The following is a 23085-nucleotide window of genomic DNA, read 5'->3' as shown; positions in this document are numbered from 1 at the left end:
TTGGGGCGCGATCCTACCCCAGCCACGGGCACGCCAATACGTCCTTGGCAGGGGTATTTTGTTTCGAAATTACAAGGAGTTAGCTAGCTTTTGGAGGGAAAGAAATCGTTGTAGGAAAAGCGCTTGAAACACCCCCGAGGTAAGCCCTCGGGGGTGTTTGAATCAGGCCGGTTGGGCCTGGGACGACAGCGGTTGCAGAGGCAGCAACGGCGCGTGCGGGTCAGCCTTGATCGACTCACGCCAAGCGGCAAGCCATTCGGCGTGCCCTTCACTCCAGACCAGCTCGTGCAGGCGGGCCAGGGCCACTGGATCACTGAGCAAGGCCACACGATCGGCATTGTTGAGGCCGGCGGGGCCGACTTTCAGCGCATGGCGCACGCGTTCGGCACGCAGGTACTCGATCGGCTCGGCCTGACCGTGACGCGACGTCGCCAAGGCACAGGCCAGGGCGTTCTGCTGCGGGTCGACCACCGAGCGCACGAAGCCGTCGTGCAGGGCGTGCCAGCGATTTTCGTGGGTGTACTTGTCGGTCGACACCAGCGCCTGGGGCGGATTGTATTCCTCGGGGATCAGGAACAGGCTCTCGTCACGGGACTTGAGGCCCAGGTTCACCCGACTGGAGATCACCGACACCGGGATCGACAACATCAGCGACCCGACAATCGGCACCAGCCACCACAGGAAGCTTGGGTTCAACCACACCACCAGCAAGGCCCACAAGAAGCCCAGCAAGGTTTGCGTGCCATGGCGCTTGAACGCTTCGCCCCAGGTGGTGGAGTCGTCATCACGCTTTGGCGAATTCCAGGTCGCGGCCCAGCCGAGGAACGCGGCAAGCACAAAACGGGTGTGGAAAATCATCCGCACCGGCGCCAGCAGCATGGAAAACAGCATTTCCAGCAGCATGGACATCGTGACCTTGAACTTGCCGCCGAACTCCTTCGCGCCTTTGGCCCAGATCAGGATGATGCTCAGCAATTTAGGCAGGAACAGCAGCACGATAGTGGTGGAGAACAACGCCACCGCCTTGTCCGGATGCCACTGCGGCCACAGCGGGTACAACTGGCGCGGCGCCATGAAGTACTGCGGCTCCATCAGGGTGTTCACCGCCAGCAACGCGGTGGACAGCACCAGAAACAGGAACCACAACGGCGCCGACAGGTAGGACATCACGCCGGTCAGGAACACCGCACGGTGCACCGGGTGCATGCCTTTAACCAGGAACAGACGGAAGTTCATCAGGTTGCCGTGGCACCAGCGACGGTCACGCTTGAGTTCGTCCAACAGGTTCGGCGGCAGTTCTTCATAGCTGCCCGGCAGGTCGTAGGCAATCCACACGCCCCAGCCGGCCCGACGCATCAGCGCCGCTTCTACGAAGTCGTGGGACAGGATGGAACCAGCGAACGCGCCTTTACCCGGCAACGGCGCCAGGGCGCAGTGCTCGATAAACGGCTTCATGCGGATGATTGCGTTGTGACCCCAATAGTGGGATTCACCCAGCTGCCAGAAGTGCAGGCCAGCGGTGAACAGCGGGCCATATACACGAGTGGCGAACTGCTGCATGCGCGCATACAGGGTGTCCATGCCCGACGCACGCGGCGCGGTCTGGATAATCCCGGCATCCGGCGTGGCTTCCATCAGGCGCACCAGGCTGGTCAGGCATTCGCCGCTCATCACGCTGTCGGCGTCGAGGACCACCATGTATTTGTAGTCACCGCCCCAACGACGGCAGAAGTCGTCGAGGTTGCCGCTTTTACGTTTGACGCGACGACGGCGACGGCGATAGAAGATCTTGCCGAAGCCACCGGCTTCGCGGCACACGTCGAGCCAGGCCTGCTGCTCGGCGATGCAGATGTCGGCGTCGTTACTGTCGCTGAGCACGAAAAAGTCGAAGCGGTCCAGGTCACCGGTCGCGGCCACCGATTCGAACGTGGCGCGCAGGCCGGCGAATACCCGGGGCACGTCTTCGTTACAGATCGGCATCACCAGCGCGGTGCGGGCGTCTTTCGGGATCGGCTCGTTGCCGGCACTTTTACCGGAGATCCGGTATTTATCGTGGCCAGTGAGCAACTCCAGGAAGCCCATCAGCGCTGTCCAGAAACCGGCCGACACCCAGCAGAACAAAATCCCGAACATGATCAGGATGCTGGTTTGCAGGGCGTAAGGCAGCACCTGGGTGGCGGTCTGCAGCAGGGTCTGATTGCGGATTTCGTCGAAGTCCACCAGCGACCAGCCCTGGTACGGCATGATGCCTTTCATGTACCAGCCGGCCACGATGGTCTGGCCGAGCATCAGCACCAGCAGGATATAGCGACGGATCGAACCGACGGTGCGCCAGCGCGCGGCCGGCAATACCCGTTCATCCTTCGGCGGTTTGGGCGGGTTGCTGCGCCCGGTGAGGCGGCGCCAGCCGCGCACCAGAATATTGGTGCGCCACGGCTCCGGCACCACCCGGGTGCGATGGATCGGCGGCGTGGCTTTGAGGCAGACGCGACCGGCAGCATCGACCGCAAGCATTTCGGCGTCTTGCAGCTCTTCGGCCGTGCTGAGGGTCAACCGGCGACCCACCGACGCTTGAGCGGCGTCGACCGGTTCGTCGAAGGTCGCGGACGACAGGCGTTGATGCAATTCGGCGAAGGAGGAGCAGCCCGCCAGTTCGGCGCGCTGCTCTGCAGTCATCGGGAGATGCGCCAGATACTCGGACAGAGTCTCTGGCTGGACTTGAGAATTACTCATCGGCAGGCAACTGATAGCTCCAGGTTTCGGTCAGGACCTGTTCGGTCTTGATCGGCTCCGGTGTGGCTGGGGCAGCTTCTGGCTGCTTGGCTTCCTTGTCTTTGGCGTCTTTCTTGGCCTGTTTCTCGTGTTGCTTGGCCAATACCTTGTCGGCCTTGAGGACCTGGGTCGACACATGCTCAGGCTCTGGCTGAGCAACGTCCTGCACCAGGGCGGCACGCATTTCGGTCGGTTTGCTCGGGTCCTTGATCTTCATGCGCAGGGTCAGGCGCCAGCCTTTGGTGTGCTCGTTGTAACGCACGCTGTTTTCAACCAGTTCAGCGTTGTCACCCACGCTCACCTGGCTGCGCACAGGGGCATCCGGCAGCAGTTTCTTCAGGGACGGGCCTTCGAAGTCCACCAGGTAAGCGACGCTGCCATCCGGCTGACGGATCAGGTTGGATTGCTTGACGTCACCGGTGGAACGCAGGGTCTGCTTGACCCAGGCGCTGTCCGGCGAATGGAACGCGGCGTCGTCCAGAGTCCAGTGCAGGCGGTAGGCTACGTCCAGCGGCTGACCGACTTCCGGCAGTTTTTCCGGGCTCCAGAACGCAACGATGTTGTCGTTGGTCTCGTCGGCGGTCGGGATCTCGACCAGGTCCACGGAGCCCTTGCCCCAGTCGCCTTCAGGTTCGATCCAGGCGCTTGGGCGCTTGTCGTAGTTGTCGTCCAGGTCTTCGTAGTGGCTGAAGTTGCGACCACGTTGCAGCAGGCCGAAACCGCGCGGGTTCTCTACGCTGAAATTGCTGACCGACAGGTGTTTAGGGTTGTTCAGTGGACGCCAGATCCACTCGCCGTTGCCGGCATGGATCGACAGACCGCTGGAGTCGTGCAGTTCGCGACGGTAGTTGAGCACTTTGGACGGCTGGTTCGCGCCGAACAGGAACATGCTGGTCAGCGGGGCCACCCCGAGTTTGCTGACCTTGTCGCGCAGGAACATCTGGGATTTGACGTCGACCACAGTGTCGGTGCCCGGACGCAGGATCAGGCGATAGGCGCCGGTCGCGCGCGGCGAATCCAGCAGGGCAAAGATCACCAGGTGCTTGTCACCCGGCTTCGGACGCTCGATCCAGAACTCGGTGAACCGCGGGAATTCTTCGCCGGACGGCAGCGCAGTGTCGATCGCCATGCCACGGGCGGACAGGCCATAGACCTGGTCCTTGCCCACGACGCGGAAGTAACTGGCGCCGAGCATGGTCATGATTTCGTCTTGCTTGTCGCTCTTATTGATCGGGAACAGAACACGGAAACCGGCATAACCCAGTTGTTCGGTGGCCTTAGGATCGAATTTCACATCACCGAAATCGAAACGCGACGGGTCGTATTTGATTTCCTGAACGCTGTCAGCGGTGACTTCGTTGATTTTCACCGGCGTATCGAAGTGCATACCCTGGTGATAGAAGGACAGCTTGAACGGGGTGTTCTGATCGGCCCACTCGGCTTTTTCATTGCGGAAACGAATTTTCTGATAGTCCGCAAACTTCATTTCGCGGAATTCGTTTGGCAGATTGCTGCGCGGAGCTTCGTACTTCTGCCCGGCCAGCTCTTTTGCCTTGGCCGACACATCATCCAGACTGAATGCCCACAGTTGACCCGCGCCGAACAGGCAAAACAGGGCAGAGCCCGTCACCAGTGCGTTTCGTAACCGTTTGGCAGACAATTTTGGTGCATTACAGGGACTAACAATCACGAGCAACCCTCGCCGAAAACAGATCAAAAAACCAACGGCCAGCTATCTATATGCCAGGTTGGCGAGCATTGTTCCGACTCCCCTGGGTCAAAATGATTCCCCAATGGTTGTCGGACAAGTCTCTACCTAAGTCAAAAATGGACCAAACAACGCTGATCCCCGTAGCGCGCGATTATCTAGTAGCCCGCGAGACAACGCATCAGGGGCAACGAAGTATTTGTAGCGAAATCCTGCGTTTTTAAGCATTAAAAGTCGTTTTCAATACATTCACGTCTGCAAGAGGAAGGTCACAGGGCCATCATTGACCAAATGCACCTGCATATCCGCGCCAAAACGCCCCGACGCCACCCTGCCATGCAATTGTTGCGCTTGTAACAGCAAGTGCTCAAAAAGCGCCGCTCCCAGGGCCGGAGGGGCCGCCGTGGAGAAGCTGGGCCGCAAGCCACTCTTGGTATCCGCCGCCAGGGTGAATTGCGAGACCAGCAGCAAACCGCCGTCAATGTCCTTGAGCGACAGGTTCATCTTGCCTTCGTCATCGCTGAACACCCGATAGTTCAGCAACTTGTGCAGCAATTTGTCGGCACTCTCAGGGGTATCTGAAGGCTCGACAGCCACCAGCACCAGCAACCCCTGATCGATGGCCCCTACGATTTCACCTGCTACCTCGACCCGGGCACCACGCACCCGTTGCAGCAGCCCCTTCATGCTTCTTCAGGCGGCAGGTCGAGCAAACGCCGGGCCATTTCGCCGGTCGCGCGCACCAGCGCGTCGGTGATGCCAGGCTCGGACGCCGCATGCCCCGCCTCGCGGATCACCTGCAGCTCGCTGTTGGGCCACGCCTGGTGCAACTCCCAAGCGTTATCCAACGGGCAGATCATATCGTAGCGCCCATGGATGATTACGCCAGGCAGGTGCGCAATCTTGTGCATATCGCGGATCAGTTGGTTGGGTTCCAGGAACGAGTGGTTGGTGAAGTAATGGCACTCGATGCGCGCAATCGACAACGCCCGCTGCGGCTCGGAAAACCGCTCCACATGCTGCGGGCTCGGGCACAAGCCGAGCATGCGCCCTTCCCATCCGGACCACGCCTTGGCCGCGTGCATCTGGGCGATCTGGTCGTTACCGGTGAGGCGCTTGTGATAGGCCGCGATCATGTCATGACGCTCATCGGCCGGGATCGGCGCGATGTAGTCCTGCCAGTAATCCGGGAACAAGCGACTCGCGCCTTCCTGGTAGAACCAGTGAATGTCCTGCGGACGGGCCAGGAAGATGCCGCGCACGATCAGGCCATGCACGCGCTCGGGATGGGTTTGCGCATAGGCCAGGGCCAGGGTCGACCCCCAGGAGCCACCGAACAGCACCCATTTATCGATGCCCAGGTGCTCGCGGATGCGCTCCATGTCGGCGACCAGATCCCAGGTGGTGTTGTTTTCCAGGCTGGCGCGTGGTGTGGAGCGACCGCAACCCCGTTGGTCGAAGGTCACGATGCGGTACAGGTTGGGGTCGAAATAGCAGCGGCTCTGGGCGTCGCAACCGGCGCCAGGGCCACCATGGATGAATACAACGGGCAAGCCTTCGGGAGAGCCACTTTCATCGACATACAGGGTATGGGTGTCATCGACGGCCAGATCGTGCCGGGCGTAGGGTTTGATCTGCGGGTACCAAGTCTGCATTGCGCGCTCCGTAGGGGGTCGGGTTCATCCCTGGGGGGACGTCTATTATTCTGCCGTCTGGCACTATAAACCCGAATTGTGCAATGAGCATGTCCTTGAGCGCTTAGACCTGTGTCAGCCCTTCGCTCCCCAGGTAGGCAAGGCTTGGGATGAGGGCTTGGCAGTGGTGAGCGGGCTCGCTCACCACAGACTTATTTCAGCCTTTGAGACTAATGTGGATACCTATGGCTATCGGGGGCAAGCCCCCTCCCCCAGTTGGAACTGTATTTGGCTTAGAGCAAGGCCAGCGCTGTAGATCCTCCCTAGCCGTAGCGCTTGCGTCCCCAGCCCAACAAACCTTCGAGCAACTGCTTCAATACCACTCGCGTCGGCTCAGCCAGGTCCGCGCGGTACTTGAACGGTTCGAACTCCTCCATATAGGTGCTCTGGCACAATTCCAGCTGCACGGCGTGGATATTCTCGGCCGGGTTGCCGTAATGCCGGGTGATATGCCCGCCCTTGAAGCGCCCGTTAAGCACATGGGTGTACTGCGTATGCCTGGCGCAGATGGCTTCGAGCTGGCCGGCCAGTTCCGGGTCGCATGCCGCGCCGTTGAAGGTGCCGAGGTTGAAGTCCGGCAGTTTGCCGTCGAATAGATGCGGGATCACCGAGCGAATCGAGTGCGCATCGAACAGCAGCGCATAGCCGAACTCAGCCTTGAGCCGCGCCAACTCTTCTTGCAGCGCGCGGTGGTAGGGGCCCCAGATTTTCTGCAGGTAGGTCGCCCGTTCCTCCTCGGACGGCTCCTGGCCTTCGACAAATAACGGCACGCCATCGAACAGGGTTTTGGGGTACAGGCCGGTGGTGGCGCCGGCGTACAGCGGCGTATCGTCGGACGGTCGGTTCAGATCGATGACAAACCGCGAATACTCCGCCGACAAGGTGCTGGCACCCAATTGCTCGGCAAAGTCATACAGCAAAGGGATATGCCAATCGGTGTCCGGCAGGCTCTGCGCCTCGGGGATCAGCCCGGCCTTTACCGCAGGTGTGAGGCGCAGGCCGGCGTGGGGCATGCTGATCAGCAGCGGTGTGCGGCCTTGCTTGAAGTTCAGAACGTTATCCACAACGGTACTCCTTAAACGTTGGCATCGACGCCATGGCGCACGACGCGTTTATCCAGTTCGCCGCCCAACCAGTAAGCCAGGTCGGCCGGACGATCGATCTGCCAGGCGACAAAATCCGCGACCTTGCCCACTTCCAGCGAACCGTGGGTGTGGCCCATGCCCAGCGCGGTGGCCGCATGTTGAGTGGCGCCGGCCAGGGCTTCTTCCGGGGTCATGCGGAACAAGGTGCAGGCCATGTTCAGCATCAGGCGCACAGACAGCGCCGGCGAGGTGCCGGGGTTGAGGTCGCTGGCGATGGCGATTTTCACACCGTGCTTGCGCAGGGCCTCCATAGGCGGCAACTGGGTTTCGCGTAGAAAGTAGAACGCCCCCGGCAGCAGTACCGCGACGGTGCCGGCGGCGGCCATGGCGATGGCGTCTTCTTCGGTCATAAACTCCAGGTGATCGGCGGACAACGCTTGGTAACGCGCCGCCAAGCTGGAGCCGTGCAACGAGGACAACTGTTCGGCGTGCAGCTTCACCGGCAGGCCGAGTTGCTGCGCGACGTCAAACACTCGCGCCACTTGTGCCGGGGAAAACGCCAGGTATTCGCAAAACGCATCCACCGCATCCACCAGGCCTTCGGCCGCCAGGGCCGGCAGCATCTCCTGGCAGATATGCTCAATGTAGTCGTCGGCGCGGTCCTTGTACTCCGGCGGCAAGGCATGGGCGGCCAGGCAAGTGGCGCGCACGCTGACCGGCAGCGCCTCACCGAGACGGCGAATCACCCGCAGCAATTTGCGCTCGCTGGCCAAATCGAGGCCATAGCCGGATTTGATTTCCACCGTGGTCACGCCGTCACGCAACAAACTGCGCAGGCGCTTATGGGCGCTGGCGAACAGTTCATCTTCACTGGCGGCGCGGGTGGCGCGTACGGTGCTGGCAATCCCACCGCCCTGCGCCGCGATCTTGGCATAGCTCACGCCTTCAAGGCGTTGCTCGAACTCACCGCTGCGATTGCCACCGAACACCGTGTGGGTATGGCAATCGATCAGCCCAGGGGTCACCCACGCGCCTTGCAGGTCGTGGACCTGGGCGTAATCCGCGCTGGGCGCCTGGCTGCGCGGGCCGATCCACTCGATCAGCGAACCGGCGGTGACCATAGCCGCATCCTCGATGATCGAGTACTTGCCCTGGGCCATGGTTGCGACGTGGCAGTGTTGCCAAAGGGTTTTCATCCGACACTCCTTGGGTTACAGGCTCGGCAGCAACTGGGCCGGGACCAGCTCATTCAGACAGCGGCTGGCGAGCAGTTCGCTGGCGGCGAGGATGTCCGGGGCGAAGAAGCGGTCCTTGTCATAAAACGCCACTTGGCTGCGGAGGATGCCCCGGGCCTTTTCCAGCTTGGGGGAGGTTTTCAAGCCTTCGCGCAGGTCCAGGCCCTGGCACGCCGCCAGCCATTCCACGGCGAGGATGCCACGGGTGTTTTCGGCCATTTCCCACAGACGCTTGCCGGCCGCCGGAGCCATCGACACGTGGTCTTCCTGGTTGGCCGAGGTCGGCAGGCTGTCGACGCTATGGGGATGGGCCAGCGCTTTGTTCTCGCTGGCCAATGCGGCGGCGGTGACCTGGGCGATCATGAAACCGGAGTTGACCCCGCCATTGCCCACCAGGAACGGCGGCAACTGGGACATGTGCTTGTCCATCATCAGCGAGATGCGTCGCTCACTGAGCGAACCGATTTCGGCGATGGCCAGCGCCATGTTGTCGGCGGCCATGGCCACCGGTTCGGCATGGAAGTTACCGCCGGAGATCACATCACCCTCGGCGGCAAAGACCAGTGGGTTATCCGATACGGCGTTGGCTTCCACCACCAGCACTTCGGCAGCCTGGCGCAATTGGGTCAAGCAAGCGCCCATCACTTGTGGCTGGCAACGCAGGGAATACGGATCCTGCACCTTGTCGCAGTTCTGGTGCGACTGCGACACCTGGCTGCTTTCGCCCAGCAGATCACGGTAGGCCGCCGCCGCATCGATCTGCCCACGCTGACCGCGAGCCGCATGGATGCGCGCATCGAACGGCGAGCGCGAGCCCAGCACCGCTTCCACAGTCAGACCGCCGCACGCCAAGGCACCGGCGAACAGGTCTTCACCTTCGAATAGACCACGCAAGGCATAGGCGGTGGACACTTGGGTGCCGTTAAGCAGCGCCAGGCCTTCCTTCGCCGCCAGGGTCAGCGGCGCAAGGCCAGCGACCTTGAGCGCGTCTTTTGCTTCAAGCCATTCGCCTTTGTAGCGCGCCTTGCCTTCGCCGAGCAGCACCAGGGACATGTGGGCCAGGGGCGCCAAGTCACCGGACGCGCCCACGGAACCTTTCAACGGAATATGCGGGTAGACCTCGGCGTTGATCAGCGCGATCAGTGCATCGATCACCACGCGACGGATGCCCGAGAAACCACGGCTGAGGCTGTTGACCTTGAGCACCATCACCAGTCGCACCAGCGCGTCGCTGATCGGCTCGCCGATACCGGCGGCGTGGGACAACACCAGGGAGCGTTGAAGGTTTTCCAGGTCTTCGCTGGCGATGCGCGTGGAGGCCAGCAGGCCGAAGCCGGTGTTGATGCCGTAGGCGGTGCGGTTTTCGGCGAGGATCTGCTCGACACAGGCCACGCTGGCGTCGATCTGCGCCGATGCGCTGGCATCCAGGCCGAGGGTTACCGGCTGCTGATAGATGGCCCGCAGTTGGGCGAGGCTCAGTTGGCCCGGAATCAGGTTTAGCGCAGTCACAGTGATGCTCCTTTGGAATTATTGTTCAGTGCAAATGGGGAAATGCTTGATGCAGCAAAGCGCTGTCCTTGAGCAGTGCGGCGGCGGTCGCGATGTCCGGCGCCAGCCAGCGGTCCTGCTCGTAGGGCGGGATCTGTTCGCGCAGTAAACGCCAGGCACGCTCGGTGCCGGCGCCGAAGCGTTGCGTTTTTAGAAATTCAAAAGCCTGGGCCGCCAGTAAGTACTCGATGGCGAGGATCTGAGTCACGTTGGCCAACACCTGGTGCAGCTTGAGCGCGGCATTGGTGCCCATGCTGAGGTGGTCTTCCTGCAGGCCCGAGGTGACGAAATTGTCGAGCGCCGCCGGCTGCGCCAGTTGGCGATTCTGCCCACACAACGACGCGGCGACGTACTGCACGATCATCATGCCGGAGTTGACCCCGGGGTTGCTTACCAGAAACGCCGGCAGGCCACTGACATGGGGGTTGATCAAGCGATCCAGGCGGCGCTCGGCCACCGAGCCGATTTCGGCCATGGCGATGGCGAGCATATCCGCCGCCAGCGCGACCGACTGCCCGTGAGGGTTGGCCTGGGACACCACGCGGTAGTTGTCCGGCGTGCCGAGCACCAGTGGGTTATCGGTGACGCTGTTGAGTTCAGTCTCGATCTGCTGGGTGGCGTGCGCCACCTGGTCACGCGTCGCGCCATGGATTTGCGGGATCGAGCGCAAGCTCAGGGCATCTTGGGTGCGTATGCCCTGGCTGGCGGCGATCACCTCGCTGCCGTCGAGCAACGCGCGCAGGTTGGCGCCCACCAACTGCATGCCGGGGTGGGGCTTGAGGGCGATAATGTTTGCGTCGAACGCGTCGAGCTGACCGCGCTGGGCCTCGAAGCTCATGGCGCCGATCACGTCGGCCCACTGCAGCAGATGATGGGCATCGGCCAGGGCCAGGCAGCTCAGGCCGGTCATGCATGGCGTGCCGTTGACCAGGCACAGACCGTCCTTAGCGCCAAGCTCAACGGGCTGCAAGCCTTCGGCCTGCAAGGCCTGCTGCGCCGAGACAATGCCGCCGCGATAGCTCACATTGCCGACACCCAGCAACGCCACGCCGACGTGGGCCATGTGGGTCAGGTAACCCACCGAACCCTGGGACGGCACTTGCGGGGTGATGCCATGGTTGAGCAGCGCCAGCAGTGCCCGCACCACTTGGGGGTGCAGGCCGCAATGGCCGTGGCTGTAGTTGACGAGGGCCGCGCAGATGATCGCGCGGGTCTGTTCGTCGCTCAGCACCGGGCCGACGCCGCAGGCATGGCTAAGCAAGGTATTGCGCGACAATTGGCTGAGTTGCTCGCCTTGCAGCGATACATTGCACAGCGCCCCCAGCCCGGTGTTCACACCGTAGGCGCGCTCACCGCTGCTGACGATGCGCTGCACGATGGCCTGGGCGTTATCGATCCGCGCCCAGGCCTGGGTCGACAGTTCGAGGACCGCGCCATGGCGGGCCACGGCGACCACGTCCTGCCAGCGCAATGGCGTGTCGCCGATGGTGATTTTTGGTGCCTGGGACATTGTTGACCTCTTCATATTCTCTACAGCTTTGCCGGCCTCATCGGGGGCAAGCCCCCTCCCACATTGGGGCAGTGTGAACCCGATCAAATGTGGGAGGGAGCTTGCTCCGGCCTCATCGGGGCAAGCCCCCTCCCAAGTTGGGACAGTGTGAACCCGATCAAATGTGGGAGGGGGCTTGCCCCCGATAAGGCCAGCAGCCTCACCACAGGATCTGGGTCAGACCACCGCCGCCCGCCGCTGAACGAACCTATCTACATACTCATCCGCCGGCGAATGCAGGATCTCGCGCGGGGTGCCGACCTGGATCAGCTTGCCGTCCTTGAGAATCGCGATGCGGTTGCCGATGCGCACGGCTTCGTCGAGGTCGTGGGTGATAAACACGATGGTCTTGTGCAGGGTCTTCTGCAGCTCCAGCAACTGGTCCTGCATCTCGGCGCGGATCAGCGGGTCGAGGGCGCTGAAGGCTTCGTCCATCAGGATGATATCGGTGTCGGCCGCCAGGGCACGGGCCAGGCCCACCCGTTGGCGCATGCCGCCGGAGAGCTGGTGCGGGTATTTTTTTTCGTAGCCCTTCAGGCCCACGGTGTCGATCCAGTGCAGCGCGCGCTCGGCGCACACCTGCTTGCTTTCACCACGCACCTTGAGGCCGTAGGCGACGTTGTCGAGCACGTTTTTGTGAGGCAGCAGGCCGAAGCTCTGGAACACCATGCTGATCTTGTGGCGACGGAATTGGCGCAAGGCTTCCATGTCCAGTTGCAGGATGTCTTCGCCGTCCACCAGGATCGCGCCGCTGGTGGGGTCGATCAGGCGGTTGAAGTGGCGCACCAGGGTCGACTTGCCCGAACCGGACAGGCCCATGATCACAAAAATTTCGCCGGTGCCGATGCTCAGGGACAGGTCGTTGACGCCGACCACGCAGCCGGTCTCGGCCAGCACCTGGTCCTTGGTCTTGCCCTGGCCGATCAGCGAGAGCGCGTCCTTGGCGCGATTGCCGAAAATCTTGAAGACGTTTTTTACTTCGATTTTGCTGACAGTAGTCATTTGCTCGCCTCATGCCGTGGACGACCGTAGGCCTGGGTGATGCGGTCGATGACCACTGCGAGAATCACGATTGCCAGCCCGGCTTCGAGGCCACGGCCGACGTTGAGAGTCTGGATGCCGACCAATACATCTTCACCCAGGCCACGGGCGCCGATCATCGAGGCGATCACCACCATCGACAACGCCATCATGGTGGTCTGGTTGATACCGGCCATGATGCTCGGCAGCGCCAGCGGCAGTTGTACGCCGAACAGTTGCTGCCAGCGGTTGGCGCCGAAGGCGTTGATGGCTTCCATGACTTCGCCGTCGACCTGGCGAATGCCCAGGTCCGTCAGGCGAATCAGCGGCGGCGCGGCGTAAATCACCGTGGCGAAAATCGCCGGTACTTTGCCCAGGCCGAACAGCATCAGCACCGGGATCAGGTACACGAAGCTGGGCATGGTTTGCATGATGTCCAGCAACGGCATCAGCACCGAACGCAGGCGATTGCTACGTGCCGACAAGATGCCCAGCGGGATGCCGATCAACACCGAGATCACCGTAGCGACCAGCATCAGCGCCAGGGTCTGCATCAGTTTGTCCCATAGGCCGACGGCGCCTACCAGGAACAACAACCCAACGATCACCGCCGTGGTCAGCACTTTACGGGTGGCGTGCCAGGCAACGGCGCCGACGATGGCCAGCATCAACCACCAGGGCGCGGCGCGTAGCAGGCCCTCCAGGTTGACGATGGCCCATAGCAGGGTGTCGGAGATGTGCCGGAACACATCGCCGTAATTGGTGACCAGTGAATCCACCCAACCGTTGACCCAGTCGGCGATGGAAAAGGTAAAACTCTCAGGAAACATAGCGTGCTCTCGATCCAGTGGGGTGTGGCCAGGCGCCCGGCTGCCTCTCAGGGTAGCCGGGCACGCTCGACCTACAAGGCCGCGTCGATTTTCTTGGCAGCCTCGTCGCTCACCCAGGCGTGCCAGACTTCAGGGTGTTCCTTGAGGAAGATTTTGGCCAGCTTCGGCGACTCGATGCGCTCCTTGGCCATGCGGCCCAGGTTCTGGTTCAGCAGGTCGATCGGCAGGTTGACCTTTTCCAGCACGGCCACCAGTTCCGGCGCTTGCTCGTGGAAGGTCTTGGACAGGCCCACCTTGATACTCACGCTCTTATCCACACCGGGTTTTTCTTCCAGTTTCACCAGGTCGACCTGGCCCATCAGCGGCGTCGGCGACCAGTAGTAGAACAGGATCGGCTCGCCGCGCTTGTAGCTCGACAGCACTGCCGCGTCCAACGCCGGGCCGGTGCCTGGGCGGAAGTTGGTGTAGGAACTTTCCAGGCCGTAGCTCTTGAGCATTTCGCTGTTGTCCAGCTCGCAGGTCCAACCGGCCGGGCAGTTGTAGAAACGGCCTTTGGACGGTTCTTCCGGGTCCTTGAACACGGCGGCGTACTGGCCCAGGTCAGCGATGTTTTTCAGGCCCGGCGCCTTGGCTTCCAGCTTGCGCTTGGCGTCGCCTTCGACCACATAGCGCGGCACGTACCAGCCTTCGACAGCCCCCACCACCGGAGCACCGACGCCAACCACTTTGCCGGCCTTCTCGGCCTTGTTCCACACTTCGCTGCGGCCGACCCACTCTTCGGCGAACACCTGGATATCGTTGCTGCTCAGGGCGTTTTCCATGGTGATGGAATTACCCGGCAGGCTATCGGTTTTGCAGTCGTAGCCTTTTTCCAGCACGGTTTGCAGGATATCGGTTAGCAACATGCCGCTTTCCCAGTTCAGGCCGGCGAATTTCACCGGTTTGCCGGACTCGCACCAACCGGCCGCCTGGGTGGCGCCGGCGCTGGCCAGCAGGCCCAGGGAAATCACGGTGGTCAGCAGGGTCTTGTTCGATTTCATTGTGTGACGCTCCTAATCATGAATGGGCTTACGGCAGTCAAGAGGCATCCAGCCCTGTCCACGTCCAGTCAGGCCTGCGCCGCAGCGCGACCGGTCCCGCTTGTTTTAGGTTGTACAACGCTGCTCTGCTCAGGCGGCAGAATCAGGTGATCGGGCACGGCGGCGTGCCATTTTTTCGCGCACAGGTAGTACAGCGCGCCCGGCACGACCAGGCCGATGATCCAAGAAATATCCACGCCACCGAGCACATCCACCAGCGGGCCGGTGTAGAACTTGGTGGAGATAAACGGCAGTTGCACCAACACACCGAACACATAGACGCTGATCCCCAACAGGTTCCAGCGACCGTAACGGCCATTCGGGTCCGCCAAGGCCGGCACGTCATAGCGCTCACGGGTGATGCAGTAGTAGTCCACCAGATTCACTGCGCTCCAGGGCGTGAAGAACGCCAGCAGGAACAGGATGAATGACTTGAACGCCCCCAGGAACGAGTGCTGGCCGAGCAAGGCGATCAAGGTCGCCGCGCCGACAATCGCCAGCACAAAGGCCAGGCGCTGCCAGTGCGTAACCCGCAGGTGGCCGCGAAAGCCGCTGATGATGGTGGCGATGCACATAAAGCTGCCGTAGGAGTTCAAGGTGGAGATGGTCACCTTGCCGAACGCGATGCTGAAGTACAGCAGCGCCGCCGTGGCGCCGGTGCCGCTCAGGCCGACGATATAGGCCACTTCATGGCCGGCGAACTGACCGTTGGCCGACGCAGCAGCGAACACGCCCAGAACCATTGCCACCTGGGCGCCGATCACCGAACCGGCACCGGCGGCAAAGAAGGTCTTCACCGACGACGTTCGACTTGGCAAGTAGCGCGAATAGTCCGCCACGTATGGGCCGAACGCGATCTGCCAGGACGCGGCCAGGGACACCGCGAGCAGGAAGCTGCTCCAGCTGAAGTGGCGAATCTGCAGAAGCGCGCCCACGTCGGTCTGGCTCATCAAACGGCTGAACAGGTACACGAAGGCGATCACCCCCATGACACTGGCCACGCGCCCGATAAAGTGGATCACGCGGTAGCCGAGCACCGTGACCAGCACAATAACGCTGGCGAAGATCAGAATGCCGACGCTGTCGCTGACCCCGAACAGCTGGCCCAGCGCCTGCCCGGACAGCACCGTGCCGGTGGCGGTGAAGCCCAGGTACATCAGGCACACCAGCACGATCGGAATGGCCGCGCCGTAGACACCGAACTGCACCCGGCTGGAGATCATCTGTGGCAGCCCCAGCTTGGGGCCTTGCGCCGCGTGCAACGCCATCACGCCACCGCCCAGCAGTTGGCCGACCAACAGACCGGTCAACGACCAGAACACATCGCCGCCCAACACCACGGCCAGGGCCCCGGTGACGATGGCGGTGATCTGCAGGTTGGCGCCCATCCACAAGGTGAACTGGCTCAAGAGACGACCGTGTCTTTCCGCTTCCGGGATGTAATCGATCGAACGCTTTTCGATCAACGGGGTGGTTGCACGCGTGTCAGCCATTTACTTTCAACCTCTGATGGATTGTCTTGGGTTCGCTGCCGATCAACGGTGGGAGAGGACTTGGCCCCTCCCACATTGGGTTACTTGATCATCGGAAGATTGAGGCCCTGCTCTTTGGCGCAATCGATAGCAATCTGGTAACCGGCGTCTGCGTGGCGCATCACCCCGGTGGCCGGGTCGTTGTGCAGCACGCGGGCGATGCGCTCGGCCGCTTCGTCGGTGCCGTCGCAAACGATCACCATGCCCGAGTGCTGCGAGAAGCCCATGCCGACGCCGCCGCCGTGGTGCAGCGAAACCCATGTGGCGCCGCTGGCGGTGTTGAGCAAGGCGTTGAGCAGCGGCCAGTCAGACACGGCGTCGGAGCCGTCCTGCATGGATTCGGTTTCACGGTTCGGGCTGGCCACCGAGCCGGAGTCCAGGTGGTCGCGACCGATCACCACCGGTGCCGACAACTCGCCGCTGCGCACCATTTCGTTGAACGCCAGGCCGAGCTTGGCACGCTGGCCCAGGCCGACCCAGCAGATACGCGCCGGCAGGCCCTGGAAACTGATGCGCTCGCGGGCCATGTCCAGCCAGTTGTGCAGGTGCGCGTCGTCGGGGATCAGCTCTTTGACTTTGGCGTCGGTTTTGTAGATGTCCTGCGGGTCGCCCGACAGCGCCGCCCAGCGGAATGGGCCGATGCCACGGCAGAACAGCGGGCGGATGTAGGCCGGTACGAAACCTGGGAAGTCGAACGCGTTTTCGACGCCCTCTTCCTGGGCCATCTGACGGATGTTGTTGCCGTAGTCGAAGGTTGGGATGCCTTGCTTCTGGAATTCCAGCATGGCTTTGACGTGCACGGCCATCGACTGCTTGGCGGCTTTGATCACGGCGGCGGGTTCGGTCTTGGAGCGGGCGCGGTATTCGTCCCAGGTCCAGCCGGCAGGCAAGTAGCCATTGAGCGGGTCGTGGGCGCTGGTCTGGTCGGTGACCATGTCCGGGCGCACGCCGCGCTTGACCAGTTCCGGCAGGATTTCCGCTGCGTTACCCAGCAGCGCGATGGAGATGGCCTTGCCTTCCTGGGTGTACTTGGCGATGCGGGCCAGCGCGTCGTCGAGGTCGGTGGCTTGCTCGTCGACGTAACGGCTGTTCAGGCGGAAATCGATACTGACCTGCTGGCACTCGATGTTCAGCGAGCAAGCACCGGCCAGGGTCGCGGCCAGCGGCTGCGCGCCGCCCATGCCGCCGAGACCGGCGGTGAGCACCCAACGGCCTTTGAGATTGCTGTCGTAATGCTGGCGACCGGCCTCGACGAAGGTTTCGTACGTGCCCTGGACGATGCCCTGGCTGCCGATATAGATCCAGCTGCCGGCGGTCATCTGACCGTACATGGCCAAGCCCTTGGCATCCAACTCGTTGAAGTGTTCCCAACTGGCCCAGTGCGGTACCAGGTTGGAGTTGGCGATCAGCACGCGCGGGGCGTTGCTGTGGGTCTTGAACACGCCGACCGGCTTGCCGGATTGCACCAGCAGGGTCTCGTCGTCGTTCAGGTGGGTAAGGCTCTCGACGATCTGGTCGTAGCACTCCCAGTTGCGCGCGGCACGGCCGATACCGCCGTACACCACCAGCTCTTTCGGGTTCTCGGCCACTTGCGGGTCGAGGTTGTTCATCAGCATGCGCAGCGGCGCTTCGGTCAGCCAGCTTTTGGCGGTGAGCTTGTTACCGCGGGCGGCGCGGATTTCAACGTCACGGTATTTTGTAGGCTTGGTCACAACTCAAACTCCTCGGCGATCGATGCGCGAACAGGGATGGTGCAAGGCAGGGTCTTACGCACACATCTTTACTTGTACATACAAGCATATGCAATCAAGCGGCCAACTTTCCGAGCGAGGTGTTTGGTTATTTTTTGAAAGCGCGTGAGAGCCTTGGAAATTAAGGCTTCAAGGCATGATGAAATTTCTTACGACGACGTTTTATTGCGAGGGAGGTGAGGCAAGACAGCGGGGGTTTTGCGCCACGCTGGGGCGTTCGGTAACAAATTGGTGCGAGGCCTGGAAACAGATCGCAAGAACATTGAGAAACAAATATGGGAGGGGCTTGCCCCCTCCCACATGTTTAACCGCGCGGGGTCAGTTCGATGATGCAGCAGCGACCCGTGACGGAAATATCCAGCAGGCCGCTGTTACCGTCCACTTGCAGGCAGTCGTGATGGCCCAACACCTGGTCCAGCACCTTCACTTCATCCGCAACACTGAACACCAGCACGGTTTGCGCAGTACTGAAGAAGTGCTGCACACCATCCACCCACTGCAACCGTGCATGGTAACGCTGGGGCGAGTAGATCAGGTTGAAGTCGCGGATCGGCCCGGTAATCAAGCGGCATGAAACCTGGCTGTCGCCCTTGAAGGCGAACGGTTGCAACGGTAACAACCCGCGCTGCTCCTCACCATCCACTGTCAGCACCATGCCTGCGCCTTTGATCACGGTGATCACACGCTGGTAACCGGCAAAGGTGGAAAACCCGCCCGACTCGCCGATATCGGCAATCGACAGACGCCAGCCGAAGCCTTCCAAGCCCTCGCCAGCATCGCGGGCAATTTCTTCGGTGCTGCCGCCGCCGTTCTTCCACGGCATGCGCACGTATTCGGTGGCGCGCCAGACTTTTACTGCACTCATTTGCTGAAACGTCCTTCCAGGCTGTGACGGGAACCGGGGTGGATCAAGCGTGCGGCGGTCACCGGTTGGCGGCCTGACCAAGTGCGACGACGAATCAACAGGCACGGTTCGCTCGGTTCAATCTGCAGCAGCTGGCATTCAGAAGCGTCGGCAAGAATGGCTTCCACCACATGCTCGCCTTCGGTCAGCGGCGCTACTTGGTTGAGGTACGCGTAGGGGGTTTGCAGGGTGAAATCCTGTTGCAGGTATTGCGGTGCGACCAGGGCGTTGACGAAACGGTCTTCGATTTGCACGGGAATGTCGTTTTCGTAATGCACGATCAACGAATGAAACACCCGCCCGCCTTCGCGCATTTCCAGAGCCACGGCGCGCTCGGAACCGGCGGCCTCCTCGCCCAGGGTAATGACCTGGCAGGTATGCCGGTGGCCACGGGAGGCGATTTCATCGGCGATGTTGTGCACTTCGAACAGCGCCGACTGGCTTTTCGGCTCGGCGACGAAGGTGCCGACGCCCTGCATGCGCACCAACAGACCTTCGGCGGTCAGCTCGCGCAGGGCGCGGTTGATGGTCATGCGGCTGAAGCCCAATTGGCTGACCAGCTCGCTTTCCGATGGCACGCGATAATGAGGCGGCCAGTTACCGTTGAGGATTTGCTGGCTGATCATGTGTTTGACGCGGGCATACAAGGGCGCCGGACTTTCGTCCATGTGGGCAGCCAGCGAAGAGTTGGCGGGCGGAGTCGGCACGGGGGATCCTTGCAGTAGGAAAAGATGCATAGATTGCCGGAGTTTACCGAGCAGGCAAACGTCTGTATATGTATATACAAATAAACACACGACCGGGGTGCTCTAATCATGTCCGCTTTCTTCGCCGAACGCGCGCTGCTGCCTAGTGGATGGGCCAACAATGTACGTCTTGAGGTCAGCGCCGACGGCCTGCTGACCCATGTTGAGTCCAATGCCAGTGCAGACCATGCCGAACGGCTAAGAGGCCCGGTGTTGGCGGGTATGCCCAACCTGCATTCCCACGCGTTCCAACGCGCCATGGCGGGCATGGCGGAAGTGGCCGGCAACCCGAACGACAGTTTCTGGACCTGGCGCGACCTGATGTACCGCATGGTCGGCAGGATCAACCCGGAGCAACTCCAGGTGATCGCACGTCAGCTGTATATCGAAATGCTCAAAGCGGGTTACACCTCAGTCGCCGAATTTCACTACGTGCATCACGACACCCAGGGCCAGCCCTATGCCGACCCCACGGAATTGTCGCGACAAATCAGCCAGGCGGCCGCCGCCAGCGGCATCGGCTTGACCTTGCTACCGGTGCTCTACAGCCATTCCGGATTTGGCGGCCAGGCGCCGAATGACGGGCAGCGGCGCTTTATCAACAGCACGGAAAACTACCTGGATCTGCAAGCGCGACTGCAACCGATCCTGACGGCACAACCGGCGCAGCATTTGGGCTTGTGCTTTCACTCCTTGCGCGCCGTCACGCCACAACAGATCAATGAAGTTCTGGCCGCCAGCGACAAGGCATGCCCGGTGCATATCCACATCGCCGAGCAACAGAAGGAAGTCGACGACTGCCTGGCCTGGAGCGGCAAGCGCCCGCTGCAATGGCTGTATGACCATGTTGAAGTTGATGAGCGCTGGTGCCTGGTGCACGCCACTCACGCCGACGCGGATGAAGTTACACGCATGGCCAAGAGCCGCGCGATTGCCGGCCTGTGCCTGACCACCGAAGCGAACCTGGGCGATGGGATTTTCCCGGCGGTGGATTTTCTTGCACAGGGCGGGCGCCTGGGGATTGGCTCCGACAGCCATGTGTCGTTGAGTGTGGTCGAAGAGCTGCGTTGGCTGGAATACGGCCAGCGCCTACGCGATCAGCGACGCAACCGCTTGTATCGCAGCGATCAGCCGATGGTTGGACGCACTTTATTCGATGCGGCACTGGACGGTGGCGCCCAGGCGCTGGGACAGCCGATAGGCCGGTTGGAAGTGGGTAAACGCGCGGACTGGATCGTGCTGGACGGCAATGATCCGTACCTGGCAACCGCCACAGAGGATGGCATTCTCAATCGCTGGTTATTTGCCGGCGGTGATCGCCAGGTGCGCGATGTGCTGGTCAACGGCCAGTGGGTGGTGCGCGATGGGCGGCATGCCGGGGAGGAAGATAGCCGCCGTGCATTCACGCAAGTCCTGAAGGATTTGTTGGGCTAACAGTTAGCCCATAACCAATGTGGGAGAGGGCTTGACCCCTCCCACATTCTGTAGCGATCCAGGGTTACTGCGAACTCTTGGCCATCTGCTTGTCCGGCGTACGCCAGATCAATCGGGTGGTGTCATACCCTTGCTGACGCGCCCTGCTCAGCAGGTCTTCGCGGGTGTCGGCATTCACCGTCGGCGTGCGCGAGAGAATCCACATATAGCGACGGCTTGGGCTGCCGACGATGGCGGTCTTGTAGTCATCGCTGACGTACAACACCCAGTAATCGCCCTTGGCGACGCCCGGTAACAGCGCGGTGAACCAGTTATTGAATTCGACCCAAAGCTTGTCGGTCTTGCCCGGCACTTGCGGCGTGGCCGTGCCTCGGGCTTCTTCCCACTTCCACTCGTTGGTCAGGCAACGGTTGAACACCGACATGTCGCCATCAGGCAGCAAGGTGTAGCGGGCTTCGGATTGTGCGCAGTTGCGCTGGAAGTACATCGGCAAGCGAGCCAGCTCATACCAGGTGCCCTGGTAGCGATGCAGGTTGACGTTGCTCGCGGTCTTGGGTTGCAGATCATCGCCAGAATGACTGGCGCAGCCCGCCAAAAACAGGCTGGCACAAAGAAACAAAACAAAACGCATCATTCTTCTTCTCCCGTAGGCTCTCGCCCCGGTTTACTTCAGGCCTTGCCCGGAAAACATCAGAACCTTGTCACCGGCATATTGAACGCTGATAAAGCTGTTTTTATCGCCCCAGGTGCAGCTGGACATGCCCAGTGCGCCGGAACAATCCGTTGGCTTACCCAATAGCGACTCCACCTCGGCCTTTGGCATCCCGGCCGACAGCTTTGCGTAGTTCTCTTGGTTGACCTTGCTGCAAGCGGCCAACACAACACAAAAAGTCAGCAGGGCGAGACGGCGTAACGACATGGGAAACTCCTGGAGGGGCGAAGCGGCTTGGGTATCTGCCAGAAGCTTAGAAGGGAAAAGAGGTGTCTGGTTCCCGACGGACGAAAACAAAAAAAGCCCCGAAAACGCTGAAACGTTTCGGGGCTTCTTTAAGGGTGAACCGGCTCACAACCACACCGGTTACCGGTCGCAGCAGGTTACTGCTTGTGGTAGGCCGTTACGCGCTCAACCTCTTCCTTCGAACCCAGGAACACCGCCACACGCTGGTGCAGGCCCTCGGGTTGGATGTCGAGAATGCGCTGGTGGCCGTCGGTAGACGCACCGCCCGCCTGCTCGACCAGGAACGACATCGGGTTGGCTTCGTACATCAGGCGCAGTTTGCCCGGCTTGGACGGCTCGCGGCTGTCGCGTGGGTACATGAACAGACCGCCACGGGTGAGGATACGGTGCACGTCGGCCACCATCGCCGCGACCCAGCGCATGTTGAAGTTCTTCTTCAACGGGCCTTCTTCGCCTTCCATCAACTCGCTGACATAGCGCTGTACCGGGGCTTCCCAGTGGCGCTGGTTGGACATGTTGATCGCAAATTCCTGGGTGGACGCAGGGATCGAGATGTCCTCGTGGGTCAACACGAAGCTGCCCATTTCGCGGTCCAGGGTGAAGCCTTTGACGCCATCGCCCAGGGTCAGTACCAGCATGGTCTGTGGACCGTAGATCGCGTAACCGGCGGCGACCTGCTCGGTGCCTGGCTGCAGGAAGGCCTTTTCGTTCAGCGCTTCGTTCTGGCTCAGGTATTCGTTCGGGCAACGCAGCACCGAGAAGATGGTGCCAACCGGCGCGTTGATGTCGATGTTGGACGAGCCGTCCAGAGGGTCGAACACCAGCAGGTAGGCGCCTTTCGGGTATTTGCCGGGAATCTGGTAGGCATTGTCCATTTCTTCGGACGCCATGCCGGCCAGGTGACCGCCCCATTCGTTGGCTTCAAGCAGAATCTCGTTGGACAGCACGTCGAGTTTCTTCTGCACTTCGCCCTGCACGTTTTCAGTGCCCATGCTGCCCAGGACACCGCCCAGTGCGCCTTTGGACACGGCGTGGCTGATTTCCTTGCAAGCACGCGCCACCACTTCGATAAGGAAGCGCAGATCGGCAGGCGTGTTGTTGCTGCGGGTCTGCTCGATCAAATAGCGACTCAAGGTAACGCGGGACATGGAAGGCTCCGATGAATGGGGGGGCTTAAAAACCCGCGCAGTTTAGCGCGAGTCGGGGCTAATTTCCTCTCATCAGAGGATTTAACCCCAAT

19 protein-coding genes are annotated in these 23085 nt (G+C 61.4%); 1 reads left to right on the top strand and 18 read right to left on the bottom strand.

What is annotated here, in order from left to right:
* Positions 1 to 162: 162 nt before the first annotated feature.
* The 15 genes from mdoH to hutC form a co-directional block, all read right to left on the bottom strand.
* Positions 163 to 2733, bottom strand: coding sequence for a glucans biosynthesis glucosyltransferase MdoH (mdoH, locus tag FIV35_RS00680; protein ID WP_034136554.1), 2571 nt, complete (start codon positions 2731 to 2733; stop codon positions 163 to 165).
* On the bottom strand, positions 2726 to 4405 hold the full coding sequence (locus tag FIV35_RS00675) for a glucan biosynthesis protein G (RefSeq protein ID WP_187696826.1): 1680 nt from the start codon (positions 4403 to 4405) through the stop codon (positions 2726 to 2728). Before FIV35_RS00675 ends, mdoH begins: the two co-directional genes overlap by 8 nt.
* A 324-nt stretch (positions 4406 to 4729) precedes the next feature.
* Complete coding sequence (dtd, locus tag FIV35_RS00670) at positions 4730 to 5167, bottom strand: D-aminoacyl-tRNA deacylase (RefSeq protein WP_034095472.1); 438 nt, start codon at positions 5165 to 5167, stop codon at positions 4730 to 4732.
* Positions 5164 to 6135 (bottom strand): prolyl aminopeptidase, encoded by a 972-nt coding sequence (gene pip / locus FIV35_RS00665; RefSeq protein ID WP_034095471.1) that lies wholly within the window; start codon positions 6133 to 6135, stop codon positions 5164 to 5166. Before pip ends, dtd begins: the two co-directional genes overlap by 4 nt.
* 302 nt (positions 6136 to 6437) lie before the next feature.
* A complete protein-coding gene (gene hutG, locus FIV35_RS00660; RefSeq protein WP_034136553.1) occupies positions 6438 to 7238 on the bottom strand; it encodes an N-formylglutamate deformylase in 801 nt (266 codons plus the stop codon).
* Between the two features lie 11 nt (positions 7239 to 7249).
* Positions 7250 to 8455, bottom strand: a complete 1206-nt coding sequence (gene hutI / locus FIV35_RS00655) for an imidazolonepropionase (RefSeq protein ID WP_034136552.1) — start codon at positions 8453 to 8455, stop codon at positions 7250 to 7252.
* A 15-nt stretch (positions 8456 to 8470) separates the two neighbouring features.
* Complete coding sequence (hutH, locus tag FIV35_RS00650) at positions 8471 to 10003, bottom strand: histidine ammonia-lyase (protein WP_034136551.1); 1533 nt, start codon at positions 10001 to 10003, stop codon at positions 8471 to 8473.
* 25 nt (positions 10004 to 10028) lie between these two features.
* Positions 10029 to 11552: a histidine ammonia-lyase gene (hutH, locus tag FIV35_RS00645; RefSeq protein ID WP_034136550.1), complete on the bottom strand. Its 1524-nt coding sequence runs from the start codon at positions 11550 to 11552 to the stop codon at positions 10029 to 10031.
* 216 nt (positions 11553 to 11768) lie between these two features.
* Positions 11769 to 12593 (bottom strand): quaternary amine ABC transporter ATP-binding protein, encoded by an 825-nt coding sequence (locus FIV35_RS00640; protein ID WP_052198898.1) that lies wholly within the window; start codon positions 12591 to 12593, stop codon positions 11769 to 11771.
* Positions 12590 to 13441 carry an ABC transporter permease gene (locus tag FIV35_RS00635; protein ID WP_034095466.1) on the bottom strand — a complete coding sequence of 284 codons (852 nt, stop codon included), beginning with the start codon at positions 13439 to 13441 and terminating at the stop codon, positions 12590 to 12592. Before FIV35_RS00635 ends, FIV35_RS00640 begins: the two co-directional genes overlap by 4 nt.
* A 71-nt stretch (positions 13442 to 13512) precedes the next feature.
* Positions 13513 to 14481 (bottom strand): ABC transporter substrate-binding protein, encoded by a 969-nt coding sequence (locus tag FIV35_RS00630; RefSeq protein WP_034136549.1) that lies wholly within the window; start codon positions 14479 to 14481, stop codon positions 13513 to 13515.
* A 68-nt stretch (positions 14482 to 14549) separates the two neighbouring features.
* Positions 14550 to 16013 (bottom strand): purine-cytosine permease family protein, encoded by a 1464-nt coding sequence (locus tag FIV35_RS00625; RefSeq protein WP_034136548.1) that lies wholly within the window; start codon positions 16011 to 16013, stop codon positions 14550 to 14552.
* 80 nt (positions 16014 to 16093) lie between these two features.
* Positions 16094 to 17764 (bottom strand): urocanate hydratase, encoded by a 1671-nt coding sequence (hutU, locus tag FIV35_RS00620; protein WP_034136547.1) that lies wholly within the window; start codon positions 17762 to 17764, stop codon positions 16094 to 16096.
* A 343-nt stretch (positions 17765 to 18107) separates the two neighbouring features.
* The gene (locus tag FIV35_RS00615) at positions 18108 to 18668 is read right to left on the bottom strand and encodes a HutD/Ves family protein (protein ID WP_034095462.1); all 561 of its coding nucleotides are present in this window, start codon (positions 18666 to 18668) and stop codon (positions 18108 to 18110) included.
* Positions 18665 to 19375, bottom strand: coding sequence for a histidine utilization transcriptional repressor HutC (gene hutC / locus FIV35_RS00610; RefSeq protein WP_371263978.1), 711 nt, complete (start codon positions 19373 to 19375; stop codon positions 18665 to 18667). The genes FIV35_RS00615 and hutC overlap by 4 nt, the downstream gene beginning before the upstream one ends.
* Positions 19376 to 19522: 147 nt before the next feature.
* On the opposite strand from hutC, the gene FIV35_RS00605 reads away from it, so the two are divergent.
* On the top strand, positions 19523 to 20887 hold the full coding sequence (locus FIV35_RS00605; RefSeq protein ID WP_034136546.1) for a formimidoylglutamate deiminase: 1365 nt from the start codon (positions 19523 to 19525) through the stop codon (positions 20885 to 20887).
* A gap of 64 nt (positions 20888 to 20951) precedes the next feature.
* Here the strand turns inward: FIV35_RS00605 and FIV35_RS00600 are convergent, their stop codons facing one another.
* The 3 genes from FIV35_RS00600 to FIV35_RS00590 all read right to left on the bottom strand — a co-directional run bounded on the left by FIV35_RS00600 (position 20952) and on the right by FIV35_RS00590 (position 22993).
* Positions 20952 to 21521: a lipocalin family protein gene (locus FIV35_RS00600; RefSeq protein ID WP_034095459.1), complete on the bottom strand. Its 570-nt coding sequence runs from the start codon at positions 21519 to 21521 to the stop codon at positions 20952 to 20954.
* Positions 21522 to 21551: 30 nt separating this feature from the next.
* Positions 21552 to 21806: a lipoprotein gene (locus tag FIV35_RS00595; protein ID WP_034095458.1), complete on the bottom strand. Its 255-nt coding sequence runs from the start codon at positions 21804 to 21806 to the stop codon at positions 21552 to 21554.
* 176 nt (positions 21807 to 21982) lie between these two features.
* Positions 21983 to 22993, bottom strand: coding sequence for a class 1 fructose-bisphosphatase (locus FIV35_RS00590; protein WP_034095457.1), 1011 nt, complete (start codon positions 22991 to 22993; stop codon positions 21983 to 21985).
* Positions 22994 to 23085: the final 92 nt, after the last annotated feature.

Origin of the sequence: Pseudomonas rhodesiae (assembly GCF_007858255.1) — a bacterium.
Lineage (GTDB): Bacteria > Pseudomonadota > Gammaproteobacteria > Pseudomonadales > Pseudomonadaceae > Aquipseudomonas > Aquipseudomonas rhodesiae.
Note: the sequence above shows the minus strand (reverse complement) of the source record. Positions and strands in the feature narration are given on the sequence as shown.